The organism is Rhodococcus sp. NPDC003348, from assembly GCF_053589375.1.
Genome location: NZ_JBSFRT010000004.1, coordinates 1 through 14,586, shown reverse-complemented (window position 1 = coordinate 14,586; position 14,586 = coordinate 1). Strand labels below are relative to the sequence as shown.

Sequence of the window (14,586 nt, the reverse complement as noted above, 5' to 3'; positions counted from 1 at the left end):
CCGCAGCGCGTTCCGATGTGCCCGCATCATGGCCGTACCGCCTTTCGAGAAGACGCGACCGGTCCATCCAGTGTGGCACCGTGAGACGGCGTACGACAGTGCCCGGCCCGAGTCGCCGACGGGTGTGCACCTGCCGCCGTACGGCCCGGAAAGGCACGGTCGGCAGGTGCACACTCGCGACCAGGCGAGCGGCCGGCTACGAGCCGAAGGACAGGCCCGTCGGGCGCCGCCACGGGCCGCGGATCGCGACCGTGATGCCGGGTGTCTGGATGTTCGCGTACAGCGTCTTCCCGTCGGCGCTGAACGCCGGGCCGCAGAACTCGCTGTCGTTCAGTTCGTTTCGCGCGATCGGGAACGGATCGCCCTCCTGCGCCACCCCGATGAGGTGACTGATGCCCTCGCCGTCCTCCGCGAGGATCACGCCGCCGTACGGCGACACCGTGATGTTGTCCGGACCGTCGTAGTTGCCGGTGTCGACGGACGGGTCCGGGTTCACCCCGAACAGGGTCTTCAGCTCGATCGTCTGAGCGGCCGGGTCATGGAACCACACCTGACCGTCGTGCTCGGCGACGCTGCCGTCGCTGGTGCGGGCGTAGCTGGCGACGAAGTAGACGCCGCCGTCGCCCCACCACTGCCCCTCGAGCTTGCGGCTGCGGGTGACCTGATCGTTCGTGAACTGCTTGCGCACCGACTTGGACTTCGCGTCCCGGTCGGGAACGTCGACCCACTCCACGGTGTAGCGGACGCCGGGTTCGGTGGCCTGCGACAGGTCCGGCACGTGGACTCCGCCGGCGAAGCACTTCATCGCCTGCAGCGCACCGGCGGTGTCCCCGCCCTGTGACTGGGCGAGCGCGTGCAGCGCACCGGGGCCGCCGACGAAGCCCTGCGGCGGCGTCCACCGGTAGTACAGGCCGTTCGGGTCGGACGCGTCCTCGGTGAGGTAGATGGCGCTCGTCGCCGGGTCGACGGCGACCGCCTCGTGCGCGTACCGGCCGAGGAACTTCAGCGGAATCGGGCTCTTGCCGACGTTCGCCGCCTGCGCTGCCGGGTCGACCTCGAAAACGTAGCCGTGGTCGAGGGTGAAACCGCCGGACCCGGCCTTCGCCTCGGTTTCCTCACAGGTGAGCCAGGTCCCCCACGGAGTGATGCCGCCTGCGCAGTTGTTGACCGTGCCTGCGACGCTGACGTACTGGGCCTGACGTGTGCCGTCGCGGCCGAGGACGGTTGTGGTGGTGCCGCCGCGCGCACCCGGGTCGTAGGTGAGGCCGTCCACGGCCGGGACGCCGTAGGGCTCGTCCTTGCCGATCTCGTGGTTGGTGACGATCGCGGTGCCGTTTCCGCTTGCGAACACCCCGTTCGCGTCGGGGTCGCTCGGGAACGCGGCGCCGCCGTCGAGGAAGGTCTCACCCGACCGGGACACGACGGTGTACGAGAACCCCACGGGCAGCGCGAGGATTCGGTTGGGGTCGGGGACGAGCGGACCGTAGCCGATCGCCCTGCCCGGGGCCGCGGCCGCGAGTGCCGGGCGGAACAGGGTGTCGACGCTGCCCGCGAGCGCGACCCCGAGGCCGGCGAGGGCGGTGCGTTCGAGGAACGCGCGGCGGTTCAGTGGTGAAAGGGTCACTTCCGGGTACCTCCATCGATGAACAACGGACGACCGGACGGTAGGCAGGCAAACCCGGTGTCACGTGGACGCCGGATGACCGGCCGATGAACCGCGAGACAATTCCCTCGACAGCCGTTGCACCGAAAACCATTGACCACCAGCCAATTACGAAACCCCGAAGGTGACCGGACGATAGCGGGCCATCCCCGGCTCACGCGCACCGGCGTTCCACCCACCCGCGCGAGGGTGCCCCTCGGCCGGACGAGCTGCGGTCAGTGCGAGACGCGGGCGCGCATGCCACCGATCTCGACGACGTCGCCGGCTCGTAGCTGCCGACCGCGCCGCACCTCGACCTCCCCGTTGACCGTGACCAGGCCGTCGGCGATGACCTCCTTGGCCTCCGCGCCGGAGTCGATCAGGTTGGCGAGCTTGAGGAACTGACCGAGGCGGATGACCTCGTCGCGGATGGGGACGTCTTCGGGAGCGGACATGACCTCATCATCCCGCACCCGGCCGCGGGACCGTTCACACTGGGTTCATGCCGCCGATCACCACGAGTGAACCGTCAGCTCAGCCGAAGCCGAAGCCGAAGCCGGTGCCGTCGCGGGCGCTGCCGCGCCCGGCCGACGGCCGCCTGGCGCAGGTTCCCCACATCGCCGGCCTGGTCCTCGGCGTCTACGCCGTCCTCGTGTTCCTGTGGAGCCTGTCGCCGGTGCTCCGGTACTTCATCCATCCGGTGCGGGCGTACATCGACGACTACTACTTCGACGCCCCCGACACGAGCTTCGCCTGGGCGCTGGTGCTCGGCCTGCTCGCAGCGGCCCTGGCAAGCCGTAAACGGATCGCGTGGTGGCTGCTCACGATCTACCTGGTGCTGCTCGCGGTCGCGAACATCGTCGAGTTCGCGGTCGACCGCAACGTGAACAACCTTGTCGCACTGGTGGTGCACCTGGCGGTGATCGGCATCCTGGTCGCGGCGCGGCCGCAGTTCTACACGCGGGTGCGGCGCGGCGCGGGGTGGAAGGCGCTCGGGGTCCTGGTCGCCGGGCTCGTGATCGGCACCCTGCTCGGGTGGGGCCTGGTGGAACTGTTCCCCGGCACCCTCCCGCAGGGCCAGCGCCTGCTGTGGGCCTTCAACCGGGTGACCGCCCTCGCGGCCATCGACAACGAGCAGTTCGACGGGCGCCCACACGGTTTCGTGAACACCCTGCTCGGCCTGTTCGGCGCCCTCGCCCTGCTCGCCGCGGTGGTCGTCCTGTTCCGGTCGCAGCGTTCGAGCAACGCCCTCACCGGCCACGACGAGTCCGCGCTGCGCGGCCTGCTCGCCCGTGGCGGCGGGGACGACTCGCTCGGCTACTTCGCCACCCGCCGTGACAAGGCGGTGGTGTTCGCGCCCTCGGGCAAGGCCGCCGTGACCTACCGCGTCGAGGTCGGGGTCTGCCTGGCCAGCGGTGACCCGATCGGCGACGAGGAGGCGTGGCCGCACGCCATCGACGCGTGGCTCGACCTCGCCTCGACCTACGGCTGGACTCCGGCCGTGATGGGCGCGAGCGAGGCCGGCGCCACCGCGTACGACCGGGCCGGGTTGACGGTCCTTCAGCTCGGCGACGAGGCGATCGTGCACACCCGAGACTTCGACCTCGCGGGCCGCGAGATGCGGCAGGTGCGCCAGGCCGTGAACCGGGTCCGCAAACAGGGTGTGACGGTGCGGATCCGCCGGCACCGCGACATCCCGGCCGAGGACATGAGGCGGGTGACAGCCCTCGCGGACGCGTGGCGTGACACCGAGACCGAACGCGGATTCTCGATGGCGCTCGGCCGCCTCGGGGACCCGGCGGACGGCGACTGCCTGCTCGTCGAGGCGGTCGGGCCCGCGACCGAGACGGACCCGGACGGCGAGGTGCTCGGCATCCTGTCACTGGTGCCGTGGGGCGTGAGCGGGGTGTCACTGGACCTGATGCGGCGGAACCCCAAGGCTCCCAACGGTGTCGTCGAGCTGATGGTCACGGAGCTGGCCACCGGCGGAGACCGGTTCGGGATCAACCGGATCTCGCTGAACTTCGCCGTCTTCCGGTCGGTGTTCGAGGAGGGCGCCCGGATCGGTGCCGGACCGGTCCTGCGGATGTGGCGGTCGCTGCTGGTGTTCGCGTCCAAGTGGTGGCAGCTCGAGGCGTTGTACCGCTCGAATGTGAAGTACCAGCCCGACTGGGCGCCGCGGTACCTGTGCTTCGCGGACCGCCGGGTGCTGCCCAAGGTGGGTGTCGCCTCGGCGATCGCCGAGGGCTTCCTGACCCTGCCGAGCCTGCGCCGACGGGACGCGAGCAAGCACACGGGGGTGCACGAGGCGGTGCCTGCCGCGATGACCGGCACCGGGACGCTGCACGCGGACGGCAGCGCACCCGACGGCGTCGCCGCGATCGCCGCGCTTGTCCCCGCGGCCGCCGCACCCGAGTCGGGCCCGCGCCGGCCCGAGCAGGTGCGGGTGCGGATGGACAAGCTGGACCGGCTGACCGCTGAAGGTGTCGACGCATACCCCGTCGCCTACCCGCCGACGCACACGGTCGCGGCCGCGGCGGCGTCCCCGGAGGGCACCCGGGTGCGGATCGCCGGCCGGCTGCTGCGGATCCGCGCCTACGGCGGCGTCGCGTTCGCGGTGGTCCGGGACTGGTCCGGGGACCTGCAGGTGCTGTTCGACCGGAACACGGTCGGCGATCGCCTCGACGAGTTCACCGCCGACTTCGACCTCGGCGACCTGATCGAGGTGAGCGGCACGATCGGGCGCAGCCGCAAGGGCGAGCTGTCGCTGCTGGCCGCGGACTGGCGGATGAACGGCAAGTGCCTGCACCCGCTGCCCGACAAGTGGAAGGGCCTGTCCGACCCGGAGACCCGGGTGCGACAGCGGTACGTGGACCTGGCGATCAACCCCGACGCCCGGGACCTGCTGGTGGCGCGCAGCGCGGTGGTCAAGTCGCTGCGGGACACGCTCACCGCGCGGCAGTACCTGGAGGTGGAGACGCCGATCCTGCAGCAGGTGCACGGCGGCGCCAACGCGGCCCCGTTCCTGACCCACATCAACGCCTACCACCTGGACCTGTACCTGCGGATCGCGCCGGAGCTGTACCTCAAACGGCTCTGCGTGGCCGGGATGGAGCGGGTGTTCGAGATCGGGCGGGTGTTCCGAAACGAGGGCGTCGACTTCAAGCACAACCCGGAGTTCACGATCCTCGAGGCATACGAGGCGCACAGCGACTACGAGCAGATGATGGTGCTGTGCCGCGAGCTGATCCAGGCGGCGGCGGTCGCCGCGCACGGCCGCGAGATCATCCTGCGGCCCGGCCCGGACGGCGAGCCGGTCGAGGTCGACATCTCCGGCGAGTGGCCGGTCAAGACCATGCACGGCGCGGTCGCCGAGAAGCTGGGCGTCCCCGTCACCCCGGAGACGCCGCTCGCCGAGTTGCAGCGGCTGTGCGACGAGCACGAGATCCCGTACCAGCCGGGCTGGGACGCCGGTGCGGTGGCGCAGGAGATGTACGAGCACCTCGTCGAGGACCACACCGAGTTCCCCACCTTCTACACGAACTTCCCGACGTCGATGTCGCCGCTGACCCGGCCGCACCCCACGATCCCCGGGGTCGCGGCGAAGTGGGACCTGGTCGCATGGGGCATCGAACTGGGCACCGCGTACAGCGAACTGACCGACCCGGTCGACCAGCGGGCCCGGCTCACCGAGCAGTCACTGCTCGCTGCGGGCGGTGACGAGGAGGCGATGGAACTCGACGAGGACTTCCTGCAGGCGCTCGAGCACGCCATGCCGCCGACGGGCGGCCTCGGCATGGGCGTGGACCGGGTGGTCATGCTCATCACCGGCGGCAGCATCCGCGAGACCCTCGCGTTCCCCCTGGCGAAGCCGCGGCAGTGACCGGTGAGTGGCGCGGCCACAGCGGTGACCGGAGCGGTGTCGGGGAGGATGGACCCATGTCAGGACGGGACACGACCACACCGGTGAGCGACGACCGAGACGCCGTCGCCGGCGGCGAGAGCGACCGCCAGCACCGGACCCGCATCGTGGTGATCGTGGCGATCCTGCTCGGCGCGGTGCTGTACTCGTCCTGGCTGCTCGAGCTGGTGCTGCCGACGGGTCTGGACCCGTCCCGCGCGTACGTCAGCGAACTGGCCGCGCTGGACCAGCCGTACGGGCTGATCTTCCGCACCGGCGACCTGCTCACCGGCATCCTGCTCACGGTCACCGCGGCGGTCGCGCTGACGCTGCGTCCCCGCCGGATCCTGACGACGATCGGCTGGGTGGGGCTGGCGGTGTTCGCGATCTCGACGGCCCTGGACTCCCGGATGCCGCTCGAGTGCTCGGCCCACGCCAGCGCCGCCTGCGCGGCGCGCGAGCAGGCGGGACTGCTCGACGAGGCCAGGCTCGCGCACGCCCTGACCAGCGTCGGCGCCGCGACCGCCGCCGGCGTGTCGGTGTTCGCGTTCATCATCGCCGCGTACCGGTACGGCTGGCCACACTGGCTGCGATGGGTGGGCATCGCGATCGTGATCACCTACGTGGTCGGCAACGTGTGGACCGTGTTCGCGATCGACATGGACGGCCGCGGGGACGAGGTGTGGCTGCTCGGCTACGCGCAGCGGCTGCAACTGGTCGCGGTGACGAGCTGGATCGTCTACCTCGCACTGTGTACGGCATTCGGGCACAGCAGGGTTCCCGGGCACGACCGGGTTCCACGTGAAACCGCACCACCGCCCGCGACGACGGAATCGGGCTCGTGAGACCGTGACGGGGTGCAACTGCTCCTGATCCGCCACGCACTGCCCGAACGTGTCTTCACCGACGACGCCCCCGCCGATCCGGCGCTGACCCCGGAGGGGCAGGCGCAGGCCGCGCGACTGCCCGGGGCACTCGCGCCGTACCCGGTGGCCCGGATCGTCACCAGCCCGCAGCTGCGCGCGCGGCAGACCGCGGCGCCGCTCGCCGAGGCGCGGGGCCTGACGATCGACGTCGACGAGGATCTCGCCGAGTACGACAGCAGGCTCTCGCACTACATCCCGATCCACGAGGCGAAGACGGCGGCACCCGAGGCGTACGCCCGGATCCTCGCCGGCCACCTTCCGGAGTTCGTCGACGAGGCCGAGTTCCGCGACCGGGTGCTGTCCGCGATGGGCCGCGTCGTGGCGGCCGCCGACCACGAGGACACCGTCGCCGTCGTGGCACACGGCGGTGTCATCAACATCTACCTGCAGCACCTGCTCGGCCTGGACCGGCCGCTCACGTTCCCGATCGACTACACGTCGGTCTCCCGGATCTTGTTCTCCCGCAACGGAAAGGCCCGACCCGCCTCGGTCAACGAGACCGGGCACGTCCGAGACCTGCTCCCCCGGCACCGCTGACGCCCCTGGCCGAGCGCCCCGGCAGTGCGCCGGCGAGCCGGGACCTCGGGTCAGCGCTGCAGGTCGGCGGCGCGTTCCCTGGCGATATCGAGAGCTCGCTCGGCTTTCCGGCGCGCACGGCGCCCGAGCACCTCGACCTGCCCCCCGGCTGCCGCGGTCCATTCGCCGCCACGCTCGCGGGCGATCTCGGCCAGCTCCTCGCCGCGTTCGCGGGCGATCTCGGCCAGTTCCTCGCCGCGCTCACGGGCCAGCTCGGCGAGCTCGACCCCCCGGGTACGCACCTTCTCGGCGAGTTCGGTGCCGTGCTCACGGGCCAGCTCAGCCCACTCGCCGCCGCGTTCACGGGCGGTCTCGAGGGCGTCCGCGCCGCGCTCGCGCGCGACTTCGAGGGCGTCCGCGCCGCGCTCCCGCGCGACTTCGAGGGCCTCGCCGCCGAGTACGCCGGCGTGTTCGGCCGCCACCTGGGCCCGATCGGACACGAGGGCGAGCGCGGGGTGCCCCGACTCGGTGGCGAACACTTCCGCGACCCGGTCCTGCGCGTGCCGGGCGGCCCGCCGGCCCCGCCAGCCGAGCGACGGCTTGCCCTCGGTGTCGACGGCGGCGATCAACAGCCCACCGAGCAGTGACAGGTTCTTGAAGAACTGCATTCGTTGCGCAGCGCGCTGGGCAGGATCCTCGACGTTCCAGAACGCGTGGCCCACGACGGTGGTCGGGGCGAGGCTGCCGGCGAGTGCCAGCGCCGCCAGCCGTGGCGCCTTGCCCACGGCCAGCAGTGCACCGGCGCCCACCTGAACCGCGGCGTTGATCTTGACCAGCGTTTCCGGATCGGAGGGAACCTTCTCCGAGATCGATGCGGGCAGCCTGTCCGCGGCCTGCTCGACGGCGGTTGCGGCGGGCACCTTGGCCGCCGGGTTCCGGAACGCATCGATCCCACCGGCGATGAAGACCGTGGAGAGCAGCGGACGGGCGATACGACGAACGATCATCAACGGCCTCCCTGTTCGGTTACTTGCGACCGTAACCACAGATACCCCCGAGGGCGCCCGGCCAACCCTCCTCGGCGTGTCACGCGTGGGGAACAGGCGTTCGGGCCACCACGTAGCGCCTCACCATGAGCATCACACCCGCACCAACGCCGCGGTGCCGGCGCCGAAACCCATGGGCACCAACCGATCCACCGCGAACAGCGCCGTGGGACCGCACGAGAACCGTCCACTACTAAGTGTTGCCACCTACCGGTACTCAGTGTTACTTTGTACCGGTAGTCAGCAACACCGAGTACTGGGAGAAGGTGCGATGGGCAAGCAGGCGACCGAGATGCTCAAGGGAGTCCTCGAGGGCATCGTGCTCGCGATCCTGGCGGTGCGACCCGCCTACGGCTACGAGATCACGGCAAGGCTGCGCGAGCAGGGCTTCGCGGACATCGCGGAGGGCACGATCTATGCCCTGCTCGTCAGAGTCGAGCAGCGCGACCTCGTCGACGTGGAGAAGGTTCCATCCGAGAAGGGGCCGCCGCGCAAGGTGTACACCCTCAACGCGCGGGGACGAGACCAACTGAACGAGTTCTGGAGGAACTGGAGCTTCCTGGCGGAACGGATCGAGCAGCTCCACGAAGGAGAGAAGTGACCATGGGCGCCAAGTGGATCGAGACCCTCACCGGCTCGCTCGAGCAGAAGAAGCAGTTCAAGCGGGACAAGGCCCGCATCGAGGCCCTCCCCGAACCGTATGCGGCCGCCGCGAAGGCGATCCAGCGGTACCTCACCTACTACGGGGGCGTCACCGACGGCGACACCCTCCTGACCATGTTCGGCGACTCCGCCGACCTCTGGGAGCGCGCCGCGGCCGACGGCACCCCGGTGCGGGCGATCGTCGGCGACGACCCGGTCGAGTTCGCCGAGACGTTCGCGCAGGCCTACACCGGCAAGCAGTGGATCGACAAGGAACGCGCTCGGCTCACGAAGGCGATCGACGACATCGAGCGGGGGGAGCAGCCGTGACCGGGCGGGCAGCCATCCGGGTGCAGGGCGTCGAGAAGTCGTACGAGCAACTCCACGTGCTGCGCGGCGTCGACTTCGAGGTCGAACGGGGCAGCATCTTCGCACTGCTCGGCTCGAACGGGGCCGGCAAGACCACCCTCGTGAAGATCCTGGCCACATTGCTGAAGGCGGACGCAGGCACGGCAGCGGTTCACGGCTTCGACGTCGCCGCGCAGGCGGCGAACGTGCGCGAATCCATCAGCCTCACCGGACAATTCGCCGCGGTCGACGAGATCCTCAGCGGCAGAGAGAATCTCGCGCTGATCGCCAGGCTCCGGCACCTGACGAATCCGGGGGCGATCGCCGACGAGCTGCTCGCGCGCTTCTCGCTGAGCGACGCCGGGGACCGGAAGGTCTCGGCCTACTCGGGCGGCATGCGCCGGCGCCTCGACATCGCGATGAGCCTCATCGGGAACCCGCCGGTGATCTTCCTCGACGAACCGACGACGGGACTCGATCCCCAGGCGCGCAACGAAGTGTGGCAGGCCGTGCGGGACCTCGCCGACGGCGGCACGACGGTCCTCCTCACGACGCAGTACCTGGAGGAGGCCGAACAACTCGCCGACCGGATCGCGGTCCTCCACCAGGGACGGATCATCGTCGACGGCACCCTCGCCGAACTCAAGCAACTGCTCCCGCCCGCGAAGGTCGAGTACGTCGAGAAGCAACCGACCCTCGAAGAGGTCTTCCTCAGCCTCGTCGGCGCCGGAAAGGACCGGTCATGACCACCCACGTTCTCGCCGACACCACGGCACTCACCGGGCGCTCCCTGCGCCACATCACCCGCAGTCCGGACACGATCATCACGACGGCCGTCACGCCGGTCGCGATCATGCTGTTGTTCGTGTTCGTGTTCGCCGGGGCCATCGACACCGGCGCGGGCACCGGCACGAGCACCGGCGACTACGCCACCTACCTGCTGCCCGGCATCCTGCTCATCACGATCGCGTCGGGTGTCGCGTACACCTCGGTGCGGCTGTTCAACGATCTGCAGGGCGGCATCGTCGAGCGGTTCCAGTCGATGCCGATCGCCCGCCCGTCGGTGCTGTGGTCACACGTGCTGACCTCGCTGGTCGCCAACGTGAGTGCGCTCGTGATCGTCGTCGGCGTCGCCCTGCTCATGGGTTTCCGTTCGGGAGCCAACGCCCTCGAATGGCTCGCGGTCGCAGGCATTCTGATCCTGTTCACGCTGGCGTTGACCTGGCTCGCCGTGATCGCGGGCCTCTCGGCGAGCTCGGTGGACGGCGCGGGAGCGTTCGCCTACCCGCTCATCTTCCTGCCGTTCGTCAGCTCCGCGTTCGTTCCCACCGAGTCGATGCCCGGACCGGTACGGGCGTTCGCCGACAACCAACCTGTGACCTCGATCGTGAACGCGATCCGCGACCTGCTCGCGGGCAACCCCGCGGGCTCCGACATCTGGGTTGCGCTCGCCTGGTGCGCTGGCATCCTCGTCGTCTCGTACCTGGCCGCGACGGCGATCTACCGACGCAAGTTCGCCTAGACGATCACGGACCGTCGCCTCGCAGTGTGCTCGACAGGATTGCGCGGCATCGGCACCGAGGCCCCGGAAGCCACTGGCTTCCGGGGCCTCGGGGTGTGCGTGCCGCGGTCACCTCCCCTGGATGTGGACCACCCCCATTGGGAGGACACTGAAGGGATGGGCAGGTGTCTGCCGCCGTCGAGCCCCGATCGGCGGTGACCGGTGAACCGGATGGATCGAACCCGAGACCTCGGGTACGCGGCCGGGTGGCGGCTGGTACGCGCCCTGCCGCAGCGGTGGGCCGGCCGCATGTTCGAGATCGGCGCCGACCTCGCCGCCCGCGGGGGCGGACCGGACCAGTTGCGACGCAACCTGGCGCGGGTCATCGCCACGGCACCATCCCAGGTGCCCGACGGCCTGATCCGTGCGAACGTGCGCTCCTATGCCCGCTACTGGTGCGAGGCGTTCCGGCTGCCGTCGATGGATCCGGTGCGAGTCGCCGAGAGCGTCGAGGCGTCGGCGACCGGGCTGGAGCACATTCACGAGTCGGTCGAGCGCGGCACCGGGGCCGTCCTGGCGTTGACGCACAGCGGCAACTGGGACCTGGCGGGGGTCTGGGTGGCGCAGCGGGTGGGCTCGCCCATCGTCATCGCCGAGCGACTCCGGCCGGAGTCGTTGTTCCGGCGCTTCGTCCGGTTCCGTGAAAGCTTGGGATTCGAGATCATTCCGCTGACCGGCGGTGCGATGCCGCCGTCCGAACGGCTGGCCGCGGGCCTGCGGGAGGGGCGGATCGTCGGGTTGCTCGCCGAACGCGACCTGACCGGCACCGGCGTCCCGGTCAGCTTCTTCGGTGAACCGACCCGGATGCCGGCAGGTCCGGCACGGCTGGCGATCGACACCGGTGCGCCCCTGCTGCCGGTGAACTGCTGGTTCACCCCCGACGGCTGGGGCTTCGACGTCGGCGCGCCGATCGACACCGCCGGAGGCCTGCGGGACACGACCCAGACCCTGGCCGACCGGTTCGCCACCGGGATCGCAGCGCATCCGGCCGACTGGCACATGCTGCAACCGGTGTGGACCACCGACTTCCCTGCCGGCCGATCCGGTGGTCACGAGAGCCCGTCACGTCGACCGATCGACCGTCCTGCCACCACGTTCCCGGAGTAGCCGAGCTCGGGTCAGCGCCTACGACTGCGTGCCCGGAGCCGGTCGGCGTTGGCAAGAATGACGGCACGCAGCGCGGATTCGGGTTCGGTGAGCATGGTCCGGCGCGCCACCAGGACGAACTCGATGGACCCTGCTTCCGGAAGTCCTTGCCCTCGAACGGGTTCGAGTCCAGAAGGGGGAAGGCTCTCGGCGTGCAGCACCACCCCCAGCCCGGCCAGCGCGGCGGCGCGCAGACCGTTGAGGCTGTCGGTGGTGCAGGTGATCCGCGCGCCGCGGCCGCTGCGCCGGAGCGCGTCCAGCGCGGCCTCCCGGGTCAGCGACGGCGGCGGGTAGGTGACCAGTGGGACGGGGCCCTCGCCGTCCAGTGCGTAACCCGGCGCGGCATGGAAGGCGAGACGGTCGCGGAAGATCAGTTCCCCGTGCTGCTCCCCCGGCCGCCGCTTGCCGAACATCAGATCGAGGTCGTTGTCCGCGAGCCGGCGGTGCAGATCCTCGCTGAGACCGACGGTGAGCTCGAGGTCGACCCGGGGATGGCCGCGCCGGAACTCGGCGAGGATCTCGGGGAGTTCGTAGAGCACCAGGTCCTCCGACGCGCCGAACCGAAGGCGTCCGCTCACGGTGGACCCGGCGAAGTACTGCTCGGCGGCGTCGTGCCGGTCGAGGATGTCCTGCGCGAACCCCACCATCGCGGATCCGTCCGCGGTCAGTTCCACGCCGTGGGTGTCCCGGAGAAACAACTGTCGGCCGACGGCCTCCTCGAGCTTCGCGACGTGCTGGCTGACGGTGGATTGGCGCAGGCCCAGGCGCCGCGCGGCGGCGGTGAAGCCGCCCTCACGCTCCACGGCCAAGAAGCTGCGCAACTGGATCGGCTCGTACACCCCATCATCCAACCACGTCGATCACGATTTGTGATCGCTGAAATCATGGCTATCGAGTTCGCGAATGAGTGACCTGCCCGTTACCGTCGGGTGATGCTCTCGAAGATCCCCCTGCTGGGCCGGCTCGACCCGTTCCTGGTCGCCATCCTCACCACCGTCGCGCTCGCGGCGCTGGTCCCGGCACAGGGGATCGCCCTCGACACCGTCGCGTGGGCGGCGAAGATCGCCATCGGCCTGCTGTTCTTCCTCTACGGCGCGCGGCTGTCGACCCAGGAGGCGATCGACGGCCTCAGGCACTGGCGCCTGCACGTCACCATCCTCGCGATCACCTTCGTGGTGTTCCCGCTGCTCGGGCTCGCCGCGAAGGTGCTGGTGCCGTCCGTGCTCACCGACCCGCTGTACCTCGGACTGCTGTACCTGTGCCTGCTGCCGTCGACCGTGCAGTCCGCGATCGCCCTGGTGTCCGTCGCCCGCGGCAACATCCCTGGCGCGGTGGTCTCGGCGAGCGCGTCGAGCCTGCTCGGCATCTTCGTCACCCCGCTGCTGGTGGCGCTGACGATGTCCACGCAGGGCGTCACGTTCAGCGGGTCCGCGGTCCTCGACATCGTGCTGATGCTGCTGGTCCCGTTCGCCGCCGGGCAGCTGCTGCGCCGCTGGGTCGGCGGCTGGGTCAAGGAGCACGGCAAGCCGCTCAAGCTGGTGGACCGAGGCTCGATCCTGCTGGTGGTGTACGTCGCATTCAGCCGCGGCATGAACGAGGGCATCTGGTCGATGGTGTCCGTCGGCCGGCTCCTCGCGCTCGTCGGCGTGTGCGCGGTGCTGCTCGCGATCGTCCTGGTGCTGACCTGGTACGGCTCACGGAGCCTCGGCTTCACGTACGAGGACCGCACCGCGATCCTGTTCTGCGGTTCCACCAAGTCCCTCGCGACGGGCCTGCCGATGGCGACGGTCCTGTTCCCCGGGCAGCCGATCGGCCTGATCGTGCTGCCGCTCATGCTGTTCCACCAGATGCAGCTGCTCGTGTGCGCGGCTATCGCCGCACGGCTGGCGAAGCGGGCTCCCGCGCCGGTCTCGGTCTAGCCGGACCGCGGCCGCACACGCATCACCCCGCTGCTCCGCCGCCGAGGTCCCCCAGTCACACGAGCCGCAGCACACTCCGAGCTGAGCCGTGGCGTGTTTCCGAGGCTGCTAGCCGATTGCCAGGTTGCTGCCATCGCCCGGCCAGGAATCGTCCGTAGAACAGAACTCATGGATATCAACCACTTCCACCACACCATCAACAACGCCTTCCAGATCCCCGGCGGCTTCGGCCCGGCCGCACCGCTGCCCCCGCTCCCCCAGCCCCAGCCGCAGCAACCGGCGCCGTTCTTCGGCAGCTGATCTCACGCCACACCGGCGCCCTCGTCCCTCATGGGGACGGGGGCGCTTTCGCATGTCCGACGGCGGTACCGCCACACCACGCACGCAACCCGACCCGGGGAAATGTCCAAACATGCCGAGCTGTCGGCCGATTGCCAGGTTCGTGCCACCCCACACCCAGGTTCGGTGCGTAGACAGAAGTCATGGACATCAACCACTTCCAGAACTTCTTCGGCAACTTCTTCCAGATCCCCGGCTTCGGACCACAGGCACCCCACCCCCAGCCACAGCCTCAGCCGCATCCCCAGCCCGTGCCATTCCTCGGCTGAGCTGAGCTGTCCGACACGGACCCGAACCCCCGTTCCCGCTGTGGGACGGGGGTTTCCATATAGCCTTCGATCATGTCGATCTAACGTGACGTGACAGGCCCTGAATATCGTCAAGGTTGTCTCAAATATTGTTGCGTATCAATATTCTTCAATTGAAATCGAATATACGTTCGACTAGTGTTGGTTCATGGAACTCGACGAGATGCTCACCGCACCCCACGGGGTGGAGGCCTGGGGTCTCGACGAGAAGACCCTGCTCGAGTTGGTACCGGAGCTGTCGGCGCGGATGCGGCAACTCGACGCCCTGCGGGTGCGTCTGGTCCACGAGATC

15 protein-coding genes are annotated in these 14,586 nt (G+C 69.8%); 11 read left to right on the top strand and 4 right to left on the bottom strand.

What is annotated here, in order from left to right; genetic code table 11:
* Nucleotides 1-196: 196 nt before the first annotated feature.
* Nucleotides 197-1,624 (bottom strand): alkaline phosphatase PhoX, encoded by a 1,428-nt coding sequence (locus ACWDU4_RS03575; RefSeq protein ID WP_450112477.1) that lies wholly within the window; start codon nt 1,622-1,624, stop codon nt 197-199.
* Nucleotides 1,625-1,878: 254 nt separating this feature from the next.
* Nucleotides 1,879-2,097 (bottom strand): RNA-binding S4 domain-containing protein, encoded by a 219-nt coding sequence (locus ACWDU4_RS03570; protein ID WP_450112476.1) that lies wholly within the window; start codon nt 2,095-2,097, stop codon nt 1,879-1,881.
* 47 nt (nt 2,098-2,144) lie between these two features.
* On the opposite strand from ACWDU4_RS03570, the gene lysX reads away from it, so the two are divergent.
* Genes lysX through ACWDU4_RS03555 form a run of 3 tightly spaced genes read left to right on the top strand, consistent with a single transcriptional unit; the run spans nt 2,145 to nt 7,006 of the window.
* A complete protein-coding gene (gene lysX, locus ACWDU4_RS03565) occupies nt 2,145-5,525 on the top strand; it encodes a bifunctional lysylphosphatidylglycerol synthetase/lysine--tRNA ligase LysX (protein WP_450112475.1) in 3,381 nt (1,126 codons plus the stop codon).
* A gap of 56 nt (nt 5,526-5,581) precedes the next feature.
* Nucleotides 5,582-6,388 carry a DUF998 domain-containing protein gene (locus tag ACWDU4_RS03560; protein WP_450112474.1) on the top strand — a complete coding sequence of 269 codons (807 nt, stop codon included), beginning with the start codon at nt 5,582-5,584 and terminating at the stop codon, nt 6,386-6,388.
* Nucleotides 6,389-6,400: 12 nt separating this feature from the next.
* Nucleotides 6,401-7,006, top strand: coding sequence for a histidine phosphatase family protein (locus ACWDU4_RS03555; RefSeq protein ID WP_450112473.1), 606 nt, complete (start codon nt 6,401-6,403; stop codon nt 7,004-7,006).
* A 50-nt stretch (nt 7,007-7,056) separates the two neighbouring features.
* On the opposite strand, the gene ACWDU4_RS03550 is transcribed toward ACWDU4_RS03555, so the two are convergent.
* Nucleotides 7,057-7,992 (bottom strand): DoxX family membrane protein, encoded by a 936-nt coding sequence (locus ACWDU4_RS03550; protein ID WP_450112472.1) that lies wholly within the window; start codon nt 7,990-7,992, stop codon nt 7,057-7,059.
* A gap of 310 nt (nt 7,993-8,302) precedes the next feature.
* Between ACWDU4_RS03550 and ACWDU4_RS03545 the strand changes: the two genes are divergently transcribed.
* The 5 genes from ACWDU4_RS03545 to ACWDU4_RS03525 all read left to right on the top strand — a co-directional run bounded on the left by ACWDU4_RS03545 (nt 8,303) and on the right by ACWDU4_RS03525 (nt 11,689).
* On the top strand, nt 8,303-8,632 hold the full coding sequence (locus ACWDU4_RS03545; RefSeq protein ID WP_450112471.1) for a PadR family transcriptional regulator: 330 nt from the start codon (nt 8,303-8,305) through the stop codon (nt 8,630-8,632).
* A gap of 2 nt (nt 8,633-8,634) precedes the next feature.
* Nucleotides 8,635-9,003, top strand: a complete 369-nt coding sequence (locus ACWDU4_RS03540) for a DUF1048 domain-containing protein (RefSeq protein ID WP_450112470.1) — start codon at nt 8,635-8,637, stop codon at nt 9,001-9,003.
* Nucleotides 9,000-9,767 (top strand): ABC transporter ATP-binding protein, encoded by a 768-nt coding sequence (locus tag ACWDU4_RS03535; RefSeq protein WP_450112469.1) that lies wholly within the window; start codon nt 9,000-9,002, stop codon nt 9,765-9,767. Before ACWDU4_RS03540 ends, ACWDU4_RS03535 begins: the two co-directional genes overlap by 4 nt.
* Complete coding sequence (locus ACWDU4_RS03530; RefSeq protein ID WP_450112468.1) at nt 9,764-10,543, top strand: ABC transporter permease; 780 nt, start codon at nt 9,764-9,766, stop codon at nt 10,541-10,543. The genes ACWDU4_RS03535 and ACWDU4_RS03530 overlap by 4 nt, the downstream gene beginning before the upstream one ends.
* Before the next feature lie 210 nt (nt 10,544-10,753).
* Nucleotides 10,754-11,689, top strand: coding sequence for a phosphatidylinositol mannoside acyltransferase (locus ACWDU4_RS03525; protein WP_450112467.1), 936 nt, complete (start codon nt 10,754-10,756; stop codon nt 11,687-11,689).
* Nucleotides 11,690-11,700: 11 nt separating this feature from the next.
* On the opposite strand, the gene ACWDU4_RS03520 is transcribed toward ACWDU4_RS03525, so the two are convergent.
* Nucleotides 11,701-12,567 carry a LysR family transcriptional regulator gene (locus ACWDU4_RS03520; RefSeq protein ID WP_450112466.1) on the bottom strand — a complete coding sequence of 289 codons (867 nt, stop codon included), beginning with the start codon at nt 12,565-12,567 and terminating at the stop codon, nt 11,701-11,703.
* Nucleotides 12,568-12,660: 93 nt separating this feature from the next.
* Between ACWDU4_RS03520 and ACWDU4_RS03515 the strand changes: the two genes are divergently transcribed.
* From ACWDU4_RS03515 to ACWDU4_RS03505, 3 genes are all read left to right on the top strand, one after another.
* The gene (locus ACWDU4_RS03515) at nt 12,661-13,647 is read left to right on the top strand and encodes a bile acid:sodium symporter family protein (protein ID WP_450112465.1); all 987 of its coding nucleotides are present in this window, start codon (nt 12,661-12,663) and stop codon (nt 13,645-13,647) included.
* Nucleotides 13,648-13,815: 168 nt separating this feature from the next.
* Nucleotides 13,816-13,947 (top strand): hypothetical protein, encoded by a 132-nt coding sequence (locus tag ACWDU4_RS03510; RefSeq protein WP_450112464.1) that lies wholly within the window; start codon nt 13,816-13,818, stop codon nt 13,945-13,947.
* Between the two features lie 182 nt (nt 13,948-14,129).
* Nucleotides 14,130-14,255 (top strand): hypothetical protein, encoded by a 126-nt coding sequence (locus ACWDU4_RS03505; protein WP_450112463.1) that lies wholly within the window; start codon nt 14,130-14,132, stop codon nt 14,253-14,255.
* Nucleotides 14,256-14,586: the final 331 nt, after the last annotated feature.

Coding starts and splice junctions, on each gene's coding strand:
- ACWDU4_RS03525 (WP_450112467.1), top strand. CDS start 10,754: ATGGATCGAACCCGAGACCTCGGGTACGCGGCCGGGTGGCGGCTGGTA.
- ACWDU4_RS03515 (WP_450112465.1), top strand. CDS start 12,661: ATGCTCTCGAAGATCCCCCTGCTGGGCCGGCTCGACCCGTTCCTGGTC.
- lysX (WP_450112475.1), top strand. CDS start 2,145: ATGCCGCCGATCACCACGAGTGAACCGTCAGCTCAGCCGAAGCCGAAG.
- ACWDU4_RS03510 (WP_450112464.1), top strand. CDS start 13,816: ATGGATATCAACCACTTCCACCACACCATCAACAACGCCTTCCAGATC.
- ACWDU4_RS03530 (WP_450112468.1), top strand. CDS start 9,764: ATGACCACCCACGTTCTCGCCGACACCACGGCACTCACCGGGCGCTCC.
- ACWDU4_RS03505 (WP_450112463.1), top strand. CDS start 14,130: ATGGACATCAACCACTTCCAGAACTTCTTCGGCAACTTCTTCCAGATC.
- ACWDU4_RS03570 (WP_450112476.1), bottom strand. CDS start 2,097: ATGTCCGCTCCCGAAGACGTCCCCATCCGCGACGAGGTCATCCGCCTC.
- ACWDU4_RS03540 (WP_450112470.1), top strand. CDS start 8,635: ATGGGCGCCAAGTGGATCGAGACCCTCACCGGCTCGCTCGAGCAGAAG.
- ACWDU4_RS03545 (WP_450112471.1), top strand. CDS start 8,303: ATGGGCAAGCAGGCGACCGAGATGCTCAAGGGAGTCCTCGAGGGCATC.
- ACWDU4_RS03560 (WP_450112474.1), top strand. CDS start 5,582: ATGTCAGGACGGGACACGACCACACCGGTGAGCGACGACCGAGACGCC.
- ACWDU4_RS03550 (WP_450112472.1), bottom strand. CDS start 7,992: ATGATCGTTCGTCGTATCGCCCGTCCGCTGCTCTCCACGGTCTTCATC.